This window comes from Yinghuangia sp. ASG 101 (assembly GCF_021165735.1).
Lineage (GTDB): Bacteria > Actinomycetota > Actinomycetes > Streptomycetales > Streptomycetaceae > Yinghuangia.
In genome coordinates, this window is record NZ_CP088911.1 from 7,903,524 (window position 1) to 7,918,379 (window position 14,856).

Below are 14,856 nucleotides of genomic sequence, written 5' to 3' on the forward strand. Positions count from 1 at the left end.
GGGTCTCCGGCGCAGGGCCGGACGGCTCACCGCGACGACCCCGATTCTCGTGTCGCATGCGACCCCTCAAGCGCTATCGCGATGGACACTCAGCACGGTACCCGGGCGCGGCGCCTTGATCACCTCGTGCGCGCGGTGCGGGACGCGGGCGCGGCGCGTACGCGCGGCGGGCGGAGGCGAACGCGGGCGCACGCGCGGGTCGCCTGCGACACATTCCCCACGGTGGCCGACACCAGGCGTACCGGCCGGGAGGACATCGCGGATCTCCCGGATCACCCACGGGAGGTTGGCGCCGAGGGAGCCGTCGTCCGGCTTCTCGGGGGCGGGCGTCGGCGCGGTCTCGGTGGTCCGTGGCTCGTCGCGGGCGCGGGGCGGTGTTCACCGGTCGCCGTACGACGGGTGACTTCGCCCCGGACGCAGGCACCTTGGCGAACCGCCGCGGTGCGGGGCCGGACGCCGCCGTCGACGTCCCGGGCCGTGTGGGTATGCCGCGGAGCGCCGGCGGGCTGCCGCGGGGCGCGAACCGCGTCCTCCCGCGCCGCCGACATCCCCGCGCCGGGGATCGACGCCGCACCAGGGGCGCCGGTCCGGGGGCCCCGCCCCGTAAGCTGCGGTTATGGCCACTGGATCACCGTCTCCCGCGCAGGCGTTCGACGCCCTCCTCGCCGGCAACCGGCGCTTCGTCGCCGGCCACCCCCGGCACCCCAACCAGGATGCCGCGCGGCGTGCCCAACTGGCGCCCGGGCAGACGCCGTTCGCGGTGCTGCTGGGCTGCTCGGACTCCCGTCTCGCCGCGGAGATCATCTTCGACCAGGGCCTCGGCGACCTGTTCGTGGTGCGCACCGCGGGCCACGTCCTCGGGCCGGAGGTGATCGGCAGCATCGAGTACGCGACCACGGTGCTCGACTGCTCGCTGGTGGTCGTGCTCGGCCACGACTCGTGCGGCGCGGTCGCCGCCGCCCGCTCCGCGCTCGACGGCGGCGGGGTGCCCGCCTCGGGCTACGTGCGCGACGTCGTCGAACGCGTCACGCCCAGCGTCCTGGCCGCGCGAGCCGCGGGCCTGGAGGCCGAGAGCGACGTCATCGACGAGCACATCCGCCACACCGTGGACCTCCTCCTCGACCGCTCGCGCGTCCTGAGCGACCAGATCGGCTCGGGGCAGGCGGCGGTCGTCGGCCTCGGATACCAGCTCGCCGAGGGCAACGCCCGCCTGGTCACCACGCAGGGCCTGCCCGCCTCGTCCACGGAGAGCGCGGTCGTCGGCTGACCGAACGGGCGGTCCCCGTACCCCCGTTGCGGGGATCGCTGTGCCGCGTCCTGCCCCCGGGGATGTCGGCGAGCGCGTCGCGTCGGGCGATCGTGCCCAACCGGCAAGCGCGTGAAGGGCCTTCGGCCGGGTCACCGAGTGGCGGTCCTCGGTGGGGCGGGACCGTGTGGTCCCGTCCCCCCGGCAGCGGAAGACGCGGCTTGGTCTGGGGCGGTGGACAGCCAAGCCGACACCCGGAACCACCGGGACGTCTTCCGCGACCGGCAACGGACCGCAGTCGCCCAGGTGGTCATCGCGACGGTCGCGGAATCGGACGCCCCGTTCACCATCGCGGAGATCGCCGCCCGGGCCGGCATGAGCAGGCGCAGCTTCTCCCAGCATTTCCCCACGCTCGGCGCCGCGATGGTGCGTGCGCACCCATCGGTTCGTCATCGAGCGGATCCGCGCATCCGGGCAGGGGGCGCAGCACGACGGGCTCAACGGTCCGGACAGCCTGTTCGCGGGGTTCCGAGCCCTGTCCGACCTCGTCGGGGAACAGCCCGAACTCATCCGCTTCCTCGGCTACTTCGACTGCACCTTCCGCCGCCGGGGTCTCACTCCCGAACAACGCGCGGAACTCGGGGAACCGCACCAGATGGTCGTGCTGCCCGTCGAACTCCTGCGCCAAGGGCAGCGCGACGGATCGGTGCGCACCGATGCGGACGCCACGACGGCCGCCGTCGCGGTCGGCAACGCCGCCTTCGGGATTCTCCAGCGCCTTCAGGCCACGGACGAGTACACCACCGGCCGCGACGAAGCGGCGCAACGGCTGTTCGACCTCGAACCGGACGTGTGGCGCGGCTACTTGTCCCCGCCGCGATCCTCCTGACGCCGAGACATGGACCGGGCCGGTCCGCGCGACCCCCGTCAACTCCCCTGTTCCCCCGACCGCCCCCGCACCCGCCGTCCGCCGCAACGAGAGCGGCCGGACCGAGCACGTGTGGGCGCTGCCCACCGACGAGGCGACCCTCCTCGACCTGGTCACCACCGTCTTCACCGACCACTGGGCCTCCATCCACTTCGGCGTGCTGATCGAGGGGGCCGCCTGGGAGGTCGCGGCGCCCGGTCCGCCGACGCGGATCGGTACGTACGACGGCTATGTCACCGTCGACTTCGGCCGCTGGCACTTCCACCTGTGCATCGGCGACCACACGGCCTCCGGGCCGGAACTCGGCGCGATCCGCCGCTGCTCCCGCGCCGAGCTGTACCGCGGCCTCGGTGCGGACGGCAGCCCGACCACCTGGGGGCTGCGGCTGTTCAACGGCCGCGGCGAGCAGCAGATGGCCGTGATGCTCCCCAACCCGTTCCTGACGGACGATCAGCAGATCCTCCCCGCCCCGGACTTCAGCCGCCTCACGGCCTGGGACGCGCTTCGCGACCGCTTCCTCGGACTCACCCCCGACCCCCTCGACCGCACCGGCCGCGGGTTCCGGCACGCGTGAGCCGTCGGCTCGGGGCGTCACTCCGGGCGAACGCCCTTCACCGGAGGGCGAGTTGGTGGTCGCGCGCGCTGCGGCGGGAGGACGCGTGATCGCCGCGCTGCGCCGCGGTCTCCCGCTCGGTGTGTTGTCGCGCGGCGACCACCCCAAGGCGCCGACAGGCCCCCACGCCACCCCTTCGGGGGTCGCGGGGGCCTGTCGCCTCCGGCGGAACGCGGGCCGGATGAATCACCCGGGGACCGGGGCCTGTTGCTCCAGCGGTGCCCCGGACCTCGCCGGTCGCGGGGAGAGGAGACGCTGGGCCAGGAAGCCGAAGACCACCCCGAAGGCCGTCCACAGCACCGCCTGGGTCATCAGTGAGGCGATCCTGAATCTCCACAGCAGCGCCGCGGGGAAACCCTCCCTGATCGCGTCGTCGTTCGCGGGCAGGAACACGTACGCGATGGCCACCGCGGCGATGAACCCCGCCCCGGCCACCAGGGTCGCGTTCCAGTTGCCCAGACGCGGTGCCAGCCGGCGTCCGACGATGACGGCGGCCACCGCGAGCAGCACGCTGAGCAGGATCATCAGGAAGAACAGCGTCGTGCGCCGTCCGATGGTGTCCGGGTTTCCGACCGCGGGCGGTGTCGCCGGATACTTCAGGAACGGCACCAGATAGATCGCCGTGAAAGCCCCCGCCGCGGTGAGCGCCGCGGTGGCCTGCGGGCTGAACCGGCCGATACGTCCCCACGCGAAGGAGAACGCGAGAGCCGCGACGCCGCCCAGGGCGACCCCGTAGACCAGCACGCCGGTGCCCAGGCCGACGGTCGACTGCAGCGAGCGGCTGACCACTTCCTCTTCCTCCGCCGCTTCCCCGGCAGCGTCACCATGGTGATGTCCGGCGTGGGCGTCCGGTGCGGCTTGCGCCTCCTCGACCGCGATGGCGTCGTCGACCGGCGGCTCACCGACCACGTAGGCCACGGCGAAGGCCAACAGCCCGGCGACCAGGCCCGCGAGCATGCCGCGGACCAGGAGATTTCTGACAGTTGAGGCGTACACGTGCGCGTCGCCTCTCAGTGGCAGGGGAAGCCGAGCAGGTGACGGCCGTCGTGCACCCACTCGTGTACGCCCGTGCCGGCGAAGATCGAGGTGGCGCCCTGCTCCGCACCGACGAAGTAGACGGCGAACAGCGCCAGCAGGCCGACGAAAACGGCCCAGGGCAGGATCGCGCGGACCGGCAGTGTGGTCGGCACGGGAACGGAAGGGGAAGAGGCGGTGGGGACAACGGCCTCGGCCATGGCGAACCTCCTTGGGGAACACGCGTCCCATAGCGGCGGTACCGGACGACGGCCTTCGGGTCTGACTCACCACCACGCCGCCCTGCCGGGCGGCGCTGTGGCATACAGTGGCGCGACCGTGCCGGATTCCCACCGGACTTCCGCCTCGCCGTCGTCGCAAATATTTTGAAATGTCGCCGAACGCTACCGCGCGCCGCACTCCCCGCCAAGAGCCTGAGTCCTGAATCACGTCGGGCACATCCAGTCGGGCACATCCTGGGGAGGTCGCGGCGCGCACGGCCGCACAGTGCCCCCGGAGGAACCGATGACAATACGGCTCACGCTGGTCTCGCCCGCCACGAACGGAGCATCGCGCGGGGTCCGGTTCGACGACGACAGCCCCCTCGACGCCGAGGGCCTCGCCCGTGCCGAGGCGGCAACCGGCTGGCTCCCCCCGGCCGTTCACGTCCACGTCTCACCGTCCGTGCGCTGTCGGCAGACCGCCCGTGCCCTCGGGCTCGACGCCGAGCCCCTGTCCGCCATCGCGGCCTGTGACATGGGGCACTGGCGAGGCCGCACACTCGGAGCCCTCGCGGCCACTGACGAACACGCCGTCGCCCGCTGGCTCGGCGACCCGGACGCCGCACCCCACGGCGGCGAATCGCTGCGCGACTTCCGCGCCCGGATCGGGGTGTGGCTCGACGGCCTGCACGGACTGACCGGGCGCGTCATCGCCGTCGCCGAACCGGACACCATCCGCGCCGCCCTGATCCACGCCCTCGCGGCACCCGACCAGGCCTTCTGGCGCCTGGACATCCGTCCCCTCACCGCCACCGACCTCAGCGGTCGCGCGGGACGGTGGAACCTCCGGAATGGTCGGCCGCTGGGCGCCGAGTAGCCACGTGCCCGTCGCGGAGACGTCGCGTCCACCCGGGAGCAACCCCCAGGCCCGCTCGCGGGGTTACCGCGCGCCGCGCACGCGGTACGGCGTCGCGGTGGTGCGGTTCTCGTCGACGGCGAGGCGGTTGCCCGCGGCGGGGTTGGCGCGTTGCGGGCAGTCGTGACGTTCGCAGACGCGGCAGCCCATACCGATCGGGGTGGCGGCGCGCGGGTCGTCGAGCGCGAGGCCGTCGGCGTAGACGAGGCGGTGGGCGTGCCGCAGTTCGCAGCCCAGGGCGACGGCGAAGGTGGCGCCGGGGGCTCCCCAGCCGGGCTGTCCGCGGGTGACGGTGCGGGCGATCCAGAAGTACGCGCGGCCGTCGGGCATCGTCGCGATCTGGGTGAGGATGCGGCCCGGTGAGGTGAACGCCTCGTACACCGTCCACAGCGGGCACGTGCCGCCGAAGCGGGAGAAGTGGAAGTCGGTGGCCGACTGGCGCTTGGAGATGTTGCCGGCGCGGTCGACCCGCAGGAACGCGAACGGCACACCCCCGGCCCGGCGGCGTTGAAGGGTGCTCAGGCGGTGGCAGGCGGTCTCGAATCCGACGCCGTAGCGCGCGGCCAACAGGTCGATGTCGTACCGCAGTTCTTCCGCGTCGCGGTGGAACGCGGTGTACGGCATCACCAACGCCCCGGCGCAGTAGTGCGCGAGCCCCACGCGGGCCAGTGCCGGGGCGTCCGGGCCGGTGAGGTCGGCGGCGGTGACGACCGCGTCGATCAGGTCGCGGAACTCCAGCGCGGCGAGCTGGACCGCCTGCTGGAACGCGCGCTGACCGGGGGTCAGGTGCGCGGCCAGATGCAGGGTCGCGGACCCGGGGTCGTAGCGGCGCGGATCCTCGCTGACGGAGCCGGCGCGGCCGTGCGGCGCCGTCACGACTCGGACGCCGTGGTGTTCGCCCAGGCGTGCGATGAGCGCCTCCTCCGAGGCGCCGGGGGCGATCCCGGCGGCCTCGGCCAATTCCTCGGCGGCGTCGTCCAGTTCGGCGATGTGGTTGCGCCGGGCCGCGAAGAAGTCCCGTACCTCGTCGTGGGGTTCCGCGAGGTCGAGCGTGTCGGGATGGCCGGCCAGGACGGCGGCCCGGTCGGCGGCCTCGCGATAGCGGCGGTGCAGCGCCACCAGCGCGCGGGCCGCGTCGGGGAACTGCCGGACCAACTCCTGGATCTCGTCGCCGTCCGCGGCGCCACCGCGCCGACCGCCCGCGGCCTCGTCCGCGAGCGCCGCACGCACGTCCGCGCCGAGCCGGAGCCGGTCCGAATCGGCGAAGAAGTCGGGGGTGACACCCAGCGTCTCGGTGATGCGCAGGAGGACCGGCACGGTGATCGGGCGCCGGTCGTGCTCCATCTGGTTGAGGTAGCTGGGGGACATGTCGAGGCGGCGGGCGAGGTCGACCTGACTCAGCCCGTGCAGGCGCCGGAGCCTGCGCAGCGCCGGGCCGGCGTACATCTGCCGGTCCCCGGGCGGACGCCCGCGTCCTGCCATTCCCGTCTCCTCCCTGGGCTCCCGATTTCGTGAAGATAGCAAATGCCGCTTTCACAAGATTGGCCATGACCTGCGGAAACTTGGCACAAGTTGGCATATTGGCGCACTGGCACGCCGTCGGCCCGGCGTGTGAGCCTGATCGCGCCGGCAGTCATTCCGCTCACCTCCAGGACGTGCCATGACCGAATACCGCGTACGTGTCCACCCCAGCGCCGCGGGCCTGGCCCGGACCGACGAACTGGCCCACAAGATCGCCGAGCTGGCCGCAGGAACCACCGAGACCACGGTCACCGACGCGGCCCGGGACATGGTGGTCAACCGCGTCATCGACAACGCCGCGGTCGCGGTGGCGTCGCTGCGCCGCCGCCCGCCCGCGGTGGCCCGGGCGCAGGCGCTGCGCCACCCGGTCACCGCGGATCGGGCCGGCGCGAGCGTCTTCGGCAGCGGGGTGCGCGTGTCGCCGGAGTGGGCGGCGTGGGCCAACGGGACGGCGGTCCGGGAGCTGGACTTCCACGACACCTACCTGGCCGCGGACTACTCGCATCCCGGCGACAACCTCCCCGCGATCCTCGCGGTGGCCCAGCACACCGGGCGCTCCGGCGCCGATGTCGTGCGTGCGGCTGCGGCGGCGTACGAGGTGCAGGTGGCCCTGGTGACCGGCATCTGCCTGCACAGGCACCGCATCGACCACATCGCGCACCTGGGCCCGTCGGTGGCGGCCGGGCTCGGGACGCTGCTCGGCCTGCCCGTCGAGGTGATCCGCGAGGCCGTGGGGCAGGCCCTGCACACCACGACCGCGACGCGGCAGTCCCGCAAGGGGGCCATCTCGTCGTGGAAGGCGTTCGCACCGGCCTTCGCCGGGAAGGCGGGCATCGAGGCCGTCGACCGCACGATCCGCGGCGAGGGCGCCCCCGCGCCGATCTACGAGGGCGAGGACGGCGTGATCGCCCGGCTGCTCGACGGCCCGGACGCGGAGTACACGGTGGCGCTGCCCGGCGCGGGCGAACCGCGCGACGGCATCCTGCGCACGTACACCAAGGAGCACTCCGCCGAATACCAGGCGCAGGCGCTCATCGACCTGGCCCGGCGCCTCAACGCCCGCCTCGGCGACGCCGGGATCGCGCGGATCTCGGAGATCGTGCTGCACACCAGCCACCACACGCACCAGGTGATCGGCACGGGCGCGAACGACCCACAGAAGTACGACCCGACCGCGAGCCGCGAGACGCTGGACCACTCGATCCCGTACATCTTCGCCGTCGCCCTCCAGGACGGGACCTGGCACCACGAGGACTCCTACCGGCCCGAGCGCGCGGCCCGGCCGGACACGGTCGCGCTGTGGCGGCGCGTCTCCACCACCGAGGACGCCGAATGGACCCGCCGCTACCACAGCGACGACCCGGCCCAGAAGGCGTTCGGTGCCCGCGTGGTGATCTCCTTCGACGACGGGACCGAACTCGTCGACGAGATCGCCGTCGCCGACGCGCACCCGCTCGGCGCCCGGCCGTTCGCCCGCGAACAGTACGTCGCCAAGTTCCGCACCCTCGCCGAAGGCGTCCTCGACAAGGCCGCGCAGGACCGGTTCCTGCTCGCCGCCGAACGGCTGCCGCGGCTCGGCGCGGCCGGGCTCGCCGACCTGTTCCCGGCCGTCGACCCGGCCCACGTCGCCGATGTCGACGCGGCCCTGCCGGAGGGAATCCTGTGATGCTGCACACCCGCACCACCGCCTCCGAGAAGCGCCGGGCCTTCCGCGACGGCCTCGCGTCCGGCGAACTCCAGCGCATCCCCGGCGCGTTCAACCCGCTCACCGCCCGCCTGATCCAGGACACCGGCTTCAAGGGCGTGTACGTCTCCGGCGCCGTCGTCTCCGCCGACCTCGCGCTGCCCGACATCGGGCTGACCACGCTCACCGAAGTCGCCCAGCGCGCCGCGCAGATCGCCCGCGTCACCGACCTGCCGACACTCGTCGACGCCGACACCGGCTTCGGCGAGCCGATGAACGCCGCCCGCACCGTCCAGGTCCTGGAAGACGCCGGGGTCGCCGGATGCCACCTCGAAGACCAGGTCAACCCCAAGCGCTGCGGCCACCTCGACGGCAAGGCCGTGGTCGGACCGGACGTGATGATCCGCCGCGTCAAGGCCGCCGTCGAGGCGCGCCGCGACCTGGAGTTCGTCATCTGCGCCCGCACCGACGCCCGCGATCTCGAAGGGCTCGACGGCGCGATCGAGCGGGCCAAGGCCTACGTCGACGCGGGAGCCGACATGGTCTTCCCCGAAGCCCTGTGCGACGAAAAGGAGTTCGCCGCGTTCCGGGCCGCGGTCGACGTCCCGCTGCTCGCCAACATGACCGAGTTCGGCAAGTCCCTGCTCCTGGACGCCCAAACCCTGGAGTCACTGGGGTACAACGCCGTCCTCTACCCGGTCACCACACTCCGCCTCGCCATGGGCGCCGTCGAGGACGGCCTGCGCGCCCTCGCCCGCGAAGGCACCCAGGCCGGCTCCGTCGGCCACATGCAGACCCGCTCGCGGCTGTACGAACTCCTCGGCTACGCCGAGTACTCCGCGTTCGACCGGTCCGTGTTCGACTTCACCCTTCCCCCCACCGCCTGAGCCCTGGAGGCACCCGTGTCCGTGGCCGCCACCCCCGACATCCGCAAAGGCCTCGCCGGCGTCGTCGTCGACACCACCGACATCTCCACCGTCGTCGCCGAGTCCAACTCCCTGACCTACCGCGGCTATCCGGTGCAGCAACTCGCCGCCGACTGCTCCTTCGAGGAGGTCGCGTACCTGCTCTGGCACGGCGAACTCCCCAACGCCGCACAGCTGCACGACCTGACCGCCGCCGAACGCGCACTGCGCCCGCTCGACCGCGGCGCGCGGGAGATCCTGACGCGGCTTCCCGACACCTGCCATCCGATGGACGTCCTGCGCACCGTCGTGAGCTACCTCGGCGCGCAGGACCCCAGCGAGGACGACGACTCGCCGTCCGCCAACCAGGCCAAGTCCCTTGCCCTGCTGGCCAAACTCCCCACCGCCGTCGCCGCCGACCACCGCCGCCGCCGGGGCCTCGCCCCCCTCGCGCCGGACCCGGCGCTCGGCTACGCGGACAACTTCTTCCACATGTGCTTCGGCGAGGTCCCCGCACCCGAAGTGGTGCGCTGCTTCGAGGTGTCGCTCATCCTGTACGCCGAACACAGCTTCAACGCCTCGACGTTCACCGCCCGCGTCGTCACCTCGACGCTGTCCGACCTCTACAGCGCGGTCACCGCCGCGATCGGCGCGCTCAAGGGCCCGCTGCACGGCGGCGCCAACGAGGCCGTCATGCACATGCTCGCCGAGGTCGGCACCGCGGACCGCGCCGAGGAGTGGCTGCGCGGCGCGTTCGCCGACAAGCGCAAGATCATGGGCTTCGGCCACCGCGTCTACAAGCACGGCGACTCCCGCGTCCCGATCATGCAGGAGTCCCTGGACCGCCTCGCCGCCGCCCAGGGCGCCGACGACCTCATGAAGCTCTACGCCGCGCTGCGCGACGCCATGATCCGGGAGAAGGGGATCCACCCCAACCTCGACTACCCGACCGGCCCCGCGTACCACCTGATGGGTTTCGACATCCCCACCTTCACGCCCATCTTCGTCATGAGCCGCATCACCGGCTGGACCGCCCACATCACCGAACAACTCGCCGCCAACGCCCTCATCCGCCCCCTGGGCGCCTACACCGGCCCGGTCCAACGCCCGGTCCCGCAACCGGCCAACCGCCTGACATGACCGGCCACCGGGCCGCGCGGCCCGGTCCGGCGCCGGGGCCGGCGGGCGCGGCGTCTCCGCGCCCGTTCTGTCCGGCATGTGGGACCCCGGGCACGGGTGCGTGTCGAGGCGAATAGGCTGTCCGGTGCAACTGGTTCGCCCTGTCCGCCAGGCAGGCGCGTCGCAAGAGGGAACCCGGTGGGAATCCGGGGCTGCCCCGCAGCGGTGAGTGGGAACGACCGCCGTCATACGCACTGGGCCCGGGACGGGTCTGGGAAGCGACGGCCAGTAGGTGCCTCGTCCACGACGAGGAGAGCCCGCGAGTCCGAAGACCTGCCCGTTGCCCGGGTGCGACCGTTCGCGCCCGGATGTCCCGGTGACCTCGTGGGCGGGTCGGCGTACACATCGAGCGGCACGGGTGACTCATCATCGTCGCCGGGCCGTTCGGTCGGTCGTTCCCCTCGCGCCTGCGGTCCCGTCTCCGGGATGAGAGGAAGCATCTTCGCGAGGGAGAGTTCCATGACAACGCAGCCCGCAGCCGCGGCGACACGGGCCACCGTGTTCGGCTACCCCCGCCAGGGGCCGAACCGTGAGCTGAAGAAAGCCGTCGAGGGCTACTGGAAGGGCACGGTCACCGCCGACGCCCTCCACGAGACCGCGGCCGAACTGCGCCGCGCCACCTGGCGGCGGCTGGCCGACACCGGCATCGACGAAGTGCCGTCCGGTGACTTCTCGTTGTACGACCATGTGCTGGACACCAGCGTCATGGTGGGCGCCGTCCCCGAGCGGCACCGCGCGGCCGTCGAAGCCGACGCCCTCGACGGCTACTTCGCGATGGCGCGCGGCACCCGCGACGTCGCGCCGCTGGAAATGACCAAGTGGTTCGACACCAACTACCATTATCTGGTGCCCGAACTCGGCCCGGACACCGTCTTCACCGCCGACTCCGCCAAGCAGGTCGCCGAACTCACCGAGGCCGTCGCGCTCGGACACACCGCGCGCCCGGTCCTCGTCGGGCCCATCACCTACCTCCTGCTGGCCAAGCCCGCGCCGGGAGTGGCCGCCGACTTCGAGCCGCTGACCCTGCTGGACCGGCTGCTGCCCGTCTACGCGGAGGTGCTCGCCGACCTGCGCGCCGCGGGCGCCGCGTGGGTGCAACTCGACGAACCCGCCCTGGTCGAGGACCGCACGCCGGCCGAGCTGAATGCCGCCGCGCGGGCGTACCGCGACCTGGGAGCGGCCACCGATCGGCCGAAACTGCTCGTCGCCTCGTACTTCGGCCGCCTCGGCGAGGCACTGCCGGTGCTCGCCGCCGCGCCGGTCGAAGGCCTGGCGATCGACTTCACCGAGGCCGGCGCCGCCAACCTCACCGGCCTCGCGGGCATCGGCGGGATCCCCGGCAAGCGCCTGGTCGCGGGCGTCGTCAACGGCCGCAACGTCTGGATCAACGACCACGAGGCGTCCCTCGTCACCCTGGGCATCCTGCTCGCGCTCGCCGACCGGGTCGACGTCTCCGCGTCGTGCTCGCTGCTGCACGTCCCGCACGCGGTCGCCGCGGAACGCGACCTCGACCCGCAGGTCGCCCGGTGGCTGGCCTTCGCGCAGGAGAAGACCGAGGAGGTGGTCACCCTCGCGTGCGGCCTCGCCCGCGGCACCGGCGCGATCACGGCACAACTGGCGGAGAACCGGGCCAGGTTGGCGTCCCGCGCGGTCTCGACCCTGACGCGCAACCCGGCGGTGCGGGCCCGCACCGAGGCGGTGACGGACAACCATGCGCGCAGGTCGCAGTCCTACACCGAACGCGTCATCGCGCAACACGCCCACCTGCGCCTGCCGTTGCTTCCCACCACGACCATCGGCTCGTTCCCGCAGACCGCCGAACTGCGCACCGCCCGAGCCGAGTTGCGCGCGAGGCGCATCGACGCCGCCGCGTACGAGGAGCGCATCAAGGACGAGATCCGCGAGGTCATCTCCTTCCAGGAGAAGGCCGGCATCGACGTCCTCGTACACGGCGAGGCCGAACGCAACGACATGGTCCAGTACTTCGCCGAACAACTCGACGGCTACGTGGCCACCCAGCACGGCTGGGTGCAGTCCTACGGCACCCGCTACGTGCGACCGCCGATCCTCGCCGGCGACATCTCCCGCCCCGAGCCGATGACCGTGCGCTGGACCCGGTTCGCGCAGTCGCTGACCGACAAGCCGGTCAAGGGCATGCTCACCGGCCCGGTCACGATGCTCGCGTGGTCGTTCGTCCGCGACGACCAGCCCCTCGGCGACACCGCTCGCCAGGTCGCCCTCGCGCTGCGCGACGAGGTGAACGACCTTGAGACTGCCGGGACTTCGGTCATCCAGGTCGACGAACCGGCACTGCGCGAGACCCTTCCGCTGCGGGCCGCGGACCGCGCCGAATACCTCGCGTGGGCCACCGAGGCGTTCCGGCTCACCACCTCCGGCGTCCGGCCGGACACCCAGATCCACACGCACATGTGCTACGCCGAGTTCGGCGACATCGTCCAGGCCATCGACGACCTCGACGCCGACGTCATCAGCCTGGAGGCCGCCCGCTCCCACATGCAGGTCGCCCGCGAACTCGCCGACCACGGCTACCCGCGCGAGGCCGGGCCCGGCGTCTACGACATCCACTCCCCCCGCGTCCCGGGCGTCGCCGAGGCCGCGGCCCTGCTGCGCAAGGGACTTGAGGCCATCCCGGCCGAACGCCTGTGGGTCAACCCCGACTGCGGCCTGAAAACCCGAGGCTGGCCCGAGGTCCGCGACGCCCTCGACAACCTCGTCACCGCCGCCCGCGAGGTTCGCGCCACCCTGCCCCCGGACGAGTCCTGAACCACGGCGGGGCCGTCGTACACGGGGACGACGGCCCCGCCCCACCGGGCACCGGCCATCCGTCGGCGACGCCGCGAGGAACCGTGCCGGGTCGCGGGGGCGCCGCCGTGAACAACCTTTTGGTGCCGCAGACTTCCTGAAACGGCGGAAAAGGGCCGGAGCCGCAGGCGGTGCCCGGGCGTCGGCCGAAAACACACCGTTGTCAGGGCCGGGTCGGTTGTGTCACCGTGACCTTGCCCGGTTCGGTGGGGAGCCGCCGAAACGGGTGAACTGCGCCTGCCGTGGGGGAAGCCGGTGGAAATCCGGCACTGTCCCGCAACCGTAGGCCGCCCGTGCCATCGCGACGGGCGGCGAGTCGGATCACCCGCGGCGGGTGACGCTTCGCCGAGATCCGTCGTGGACTGCGGATGCGAAGAGCCCTGGTAGGCCGAACTGTCGCGGCTCATGGGGCACTTCCTCCTGTCACGGCGTACGTGGGAGGGGGAGGGGAGCCGTGCCGACGGCGCGATGGACGGCTGGCGTTACGTCGAGACCAAACTCGGCGATACGACCCCGCAGCCCCGGCAGGCGCCGGACTGGGCGCAAGTGTGCTGTACCGCGCCGCCGGTCGGCCCGCCCGCCGCACCGACCGGAGTGACGGCGTCCGCCGCGATCGGGGCCGCCGACGTGTCGTGGCAGGCGCCGACCGGGCCGAATCCGGTCACCGGCTACGTGGTCGAGACGGCCCCCGGCGCTACCCGGACCCATGTCGACGCCGGACCCCGGACGGCGTGCCCGACGCGGGGGTGCGCCACCTCCTCGGGAGCCAATGCCCGTCCGGCGGCTACTGGTTGACGCCCGGCGCGGCGTCCTCGTGCCTCGCGGACACCGACACCACCGCGCTGGTGGTCCAGGCGCTGCTGACCGTGCCGCGCACCGACGAGGTCCGTGACTCGCTCGCGGGCGGCGACCAACCGCACGAGCCGGCCGCGTCGTCCGGGGGAGGCAAGCCGCGTCATGACCGCGCCGCCGTGTTCGCGGGGTCGGTGGCGGAGGGGCTGGTGGCGTGTGCCGTCGTACCGGTGAACACCGCGCCGCAGACCACGACGGCACGGGTGTTCCTGACTCTGAGCCAGGACATGGGGACCTTTCCGGGACCGCGTTGCCTTCCCGGCTCCGGCCCGGCGTCGCACGAGGGGTGCGGTACGGCGGATGGTCCGGGCCCCGCGCTGCAGTCCTCGACAGCGGAAACCATTGTGTCCGCGTCCCGGCATTCCGACTCGCGGCGGCCGACTGGGGATCGGCCACCGCCTACGGCTGCGGGTCAGTGTCGGACTTCGACCGACTTTCCCGGGTACGCGGGCGCATTCATGTGTTGATCCGGCGACCCCGGAGGGCGGCCAGGGGGATCCTACGGGCGCGTTGGTACGCCCAACAAGAGTTCGGCGACGCCTCGCCGGGGAGGCCGGCCCTCCTGGACTTACTAGGACGTCCGACTATATGGTGCGGGCAAGGTCCGCGGTGCAGGGAAGCCGGTGTGAATCCGGCACGGTCCCGCCACTGTGACCGGGGAGTGCGCTGCCGTGGCAACACGCCACTGGCGAAAGCCGGGAAGGCGGGCGGCGCGCGTCGATCCGGGAGTCAGGATACCGGCCGCGGGTGTTTTCCGTGTTGTCCACGAGGATGGAGCAAACACGCATGACACCGGTACGCGAATTCGCCCCGGATGATCCTGCGAACGTCGACGGCGCCCGCATTCCCTAGGGCCCCCGACGGCCGATCCGAGCCACCCGAGCACGCGACCGCACCTCGTCGCGCGCATCGCCGCGGCCGGATCACGCCCCGCCTCCGGATCGCACCTGACGA

At 72.6% G+C, this 14,856-nt stretch carries 13 protein-coding genes, 2 pseudogenes and 4 riboswitches; of the genes and pseudogenes, 9 read left to right on the top strand and 6 right to left on the bottom strand.

The window, feature by feature from the left end; genetic code table 11:
* Positions 1–173 precede the first annotated feature (173 nt).
* Positions 174–318, bottom strand: a pseudogene (locus tag LO772_RS36165) ((5-formylfuran-3-yl)methyl phosphate synthase); the annotation flags it as partial.
* 298 nt (positions 319–616) lie between these two features.
* On the opposite strand from LO772_RS36165, the gene LO772_RS33870 reads away from it, so the two are divergent.
* From LO772_RS33870 to LO772_RS33880, 3 genes and pseudogenes are all read left to right on the top strand, one after another.
* Positions 617–1,267 (top strand): carbonic anhydrase, encoded by a 651-nt coding sequence (locus LO772_RS33870; protein WP_231775856.1) that lies wholly within the window; start codon positions 617–619, stop codon positions 1,265–1,267.
* A gap of 409 nt (positions 1,268–1,676) precedes the next feature.
* Positions 1,677–2,135, top strand: coding sequence for a hypothetical protein (locus LO772_RS33875; protein ID WP_231775857.1), 459 nt, complete (start codon positions 1,677–1,679; stop codon positions 2,133–2,135).
* A 91-nt stretch (positions 2,136–2,226) separates the two neighbouring features.
* A pseudogene (locus LO772_RS33880) lies at positions 2,227–2,748 on the top strand (DUF7676 family protein); the annotation flags it as partial.
* A 225-nt stretch (positions 2,749–2,973) separates the two neighbouring features.
* On the opposite strand, the gene LO772_RS33885 reads toward LO772_RS33880, so the two are convergent.
* Positions 2,974–3,783, bottom strand: coding sequence for a CbtA family protein (locus LO772_RS33885; RefSeq protein ID WP_231775859.1), 810 nt, complete (start codon positions 3,781–3,783; stop codon positions 2,974–2,976).
* Between the two features lie 14 nt (positions 3,784–3,797).
* The gene (locus tag LO772_RS33890) at positions 3,798–4,022 is read right to left on the bottom strand and encodes a CbtB domain-containing protein (RefSeq protein WP_231775860.1); all 225 of its coding nucleotides are present in this window, start codon (positions 4,020–4,022) and stop codon (positions 3,798–3,800) included.
* A gap of 304 nt (positions 4,023–4,326) precedes the next feature.
* On the opposite strand from LO772_RS33890, the gene LO772_RS33895 reads away from it, so the two are divergent.
* Positions 4,327–4,899 carry a histidine phosphatase family protein gene (locus tag LO772_RS33895; RefSeq protein WP_231775861.1) on the top strand — a complete coding sequence of 191 codons (573 nt, stop codon included), beginning with the start codon at positions 4,327–4,329 and terminating at the stop codon, positions 4,897–4,899.
* Between the two features lie 63 nt (positions 4,900–4,962).
* Here the strand turns inward: LO772_RS33895 and LO772_RS33900 are convergent, their stop codons facing one another.
* Positions 4,963–6,420, bottom strand: a complete 1,458-nt coding sequence (locus tag LO772_RS33900) for a short-chain fatty acyl-CoA regulator family protein (protein ID WP_231775862.1) — start codon at positions 6,418–6,420, stop codon at positions 4,963–4,965.
* 178 nt (positions 6,421–6,598) lie between these two features.
* Between LO772_RS33900 and LO772_RS33905 the strand changes: the two genes are divergently transcribed.
* From LO772_RS33905 to LO772_RS33925, 5 genes are all read left to right on the top strand, one after another.
* Positions 6,599–8,125 (top strand): MmgE/PrpD family protein, encoded by a 1,527-nt coding sequence (locus tag LO772_RS33905; RefSeq protein ID WP_231775863.1) that lies wholly within the window; start codon positions 6,599–6,601, stop codon positions 8,123–8,125.
* Complete coding sequence (gene prpB / locus LO772_RS33910; RefSeq protein WP_231775864.1) at positions 8,125–9,030, top strand: methylisocitrate lyase; 906 nt, start codon at positions 8,125–8,127, stop codon at positions 9,028–9,030. Before LO772_RS33905 ends, prpB begins: the two co-directional genes overlap by 1 nt.
* Before the next feature lie 15 nt (positions 9,031–9,045).
* Positions 9,046–10,188, top strand: coding sequence for a bifunctional 2-methylcitrate synthase/citrate synthase (locus LO772_RS33915; RefSeq protein WP_231775865.1), 1,143 nt, complete (start codon positions 9,046–9,048; stop codon positions 10,186–10,188).
* 114 nt (positions 10,189–10,302) lie between these two features.
* Positions 10,303–10,522: riboswitch (cobalamin riboswitch) on the top strand.
* A 164-nt stretch (positions 10,523–10,686) separates the two neighbouring features.
* Positions 10,687–13,011, top strand: coding sequence for a 5-methyltetrahydropteroyltriglutamate--homocysteine S-methyltransferase (gene metE / locus LO772_RS33920; protein ID WP_231775866.1), 2,325 nt, complete (start codon positions 10,687–10,689; stop codon positions 13,009–13,011).
* 240 nt (positions 13,012–13,251) lie between these two features.
* Positions 13,252–13,396: riboswitch (cobalamin riboswitch) on the top strand.
* 59 nt (positions 13,397–13,455) lie between these two features.
* Positions 13,456–13,845, top strand: a complete 390-nt coding sequence (locus tag LO772_RS33925) for a hypothetical protein (RefSeq protein ID WP_231775867.1) — start codon at positions 13,456–13,458, stop codon at positions 13,843–13,845.
* Here LO772_RS33925 and LO772_RS33930 read toward each other — a convergent pair.
* Together LO772_RS33930 and LO772_RS36010 are read right to left on the bottom strand one after the other, a co-directional pair.
* Positions 13,835–13,999 carry a hypothetical protein gene (locus LO772_RS33930; protein ID WP_231775868.1) on the bottom strand — a complete coding sequence of 55 codons (165 nt, stop codon included), beginning with the start codon at positions 13,997–13,999 and terminating at the stop codon, positions 13,835–13,837. The genes LO772_RS33925 and LO772_RS33930 overlap by 11 nt on opposite strands.
* A 6-nt stretch (positions 14,000–14,005) precedes the next feature.
* A complete protein-coding gene (locus LO772_RS36010) occupies positions 14,006–14,131 on the bottom strand; it encodes a hypothetical protein (protein WP_269453133.1) in 126 nt (41 codons plus the stop codon).
* A 105-nt stretch (positions 14,132–14,236) separates the two neighbouring features.
* Positions 14,237–14,367: riboswitch (cobalamin riboswitch) on the bottom strand.
* Positions 14,368–14,474: 107 nt separating this feature from the next.
* Positions 14,475–14,662: riboswitch (cobalamin riboswitch) on the top strand.
* Positions 14,663–14,856: the final 194 nt, after the last annotated feature.

Coding starts and splice junctions, on each gene's coding strand:
- LO772_RS33870 (WP_231775856.1), top strand. CDS start 617: ATGGCCACTGGATCACCGTCTCCCGCGCAGGCGTTCGACGCCCTCCTC.
- LO772_RS33890 (WP_231775860.1), bottom strand. CDS start 4,022: ATGGCCGAGGCCGTTGTCCCCACCGCCTCTTCCCCTTCCGTTCCCGTG.
- LO772_RS33895 (WP_231775861.1), top strand. CDS start 4,327: ATGACAATACGGCTCACGCTGGTCTCGCCCGCCACGAACGGAGCATCG.
- LO772_RS33900 (WP_231775862.1), bottom strand. CDS start 6,420: ATGGCAGGACGCGGGCGTCCGCCCGGGGACCGGCAGATGTACGCCGGC.
- LO772_RS33905 (WP_231775863.1), top strand. CDS start 6,599: ATGACCGAATACCGCGTACGTGTCCACCCCAGCGCCGCGGGCCTGGCC.
- prpB (WP_231775864.1), top strand. CDS start 8,125: ATGCTGCACACCCGCACCACCGCCTCCGAGAAGCGCCGGGCCTTCCGC.
- metE (WP_231775866.1), top strand. CDS start 10,687: ATGACAACGCAGCCCGCAGCCGCGGCGACACGGGCCACCGTGTTCGGC.
- LO772_RS33925 (WP_231775867.1), top strand. CDS start 13,456: ATGGGGCACTTCCTCCTGTCACGGCGTACGTGGGAGGGGGAGGGGAGC.
- LO772_RS36010 (WP_269453133.1), bottom strand. CDS start 14,131: ATGTCCTGGCTCAGAGTCAGGAACACCCGTGCCGTCGTGGTCTGCGGC.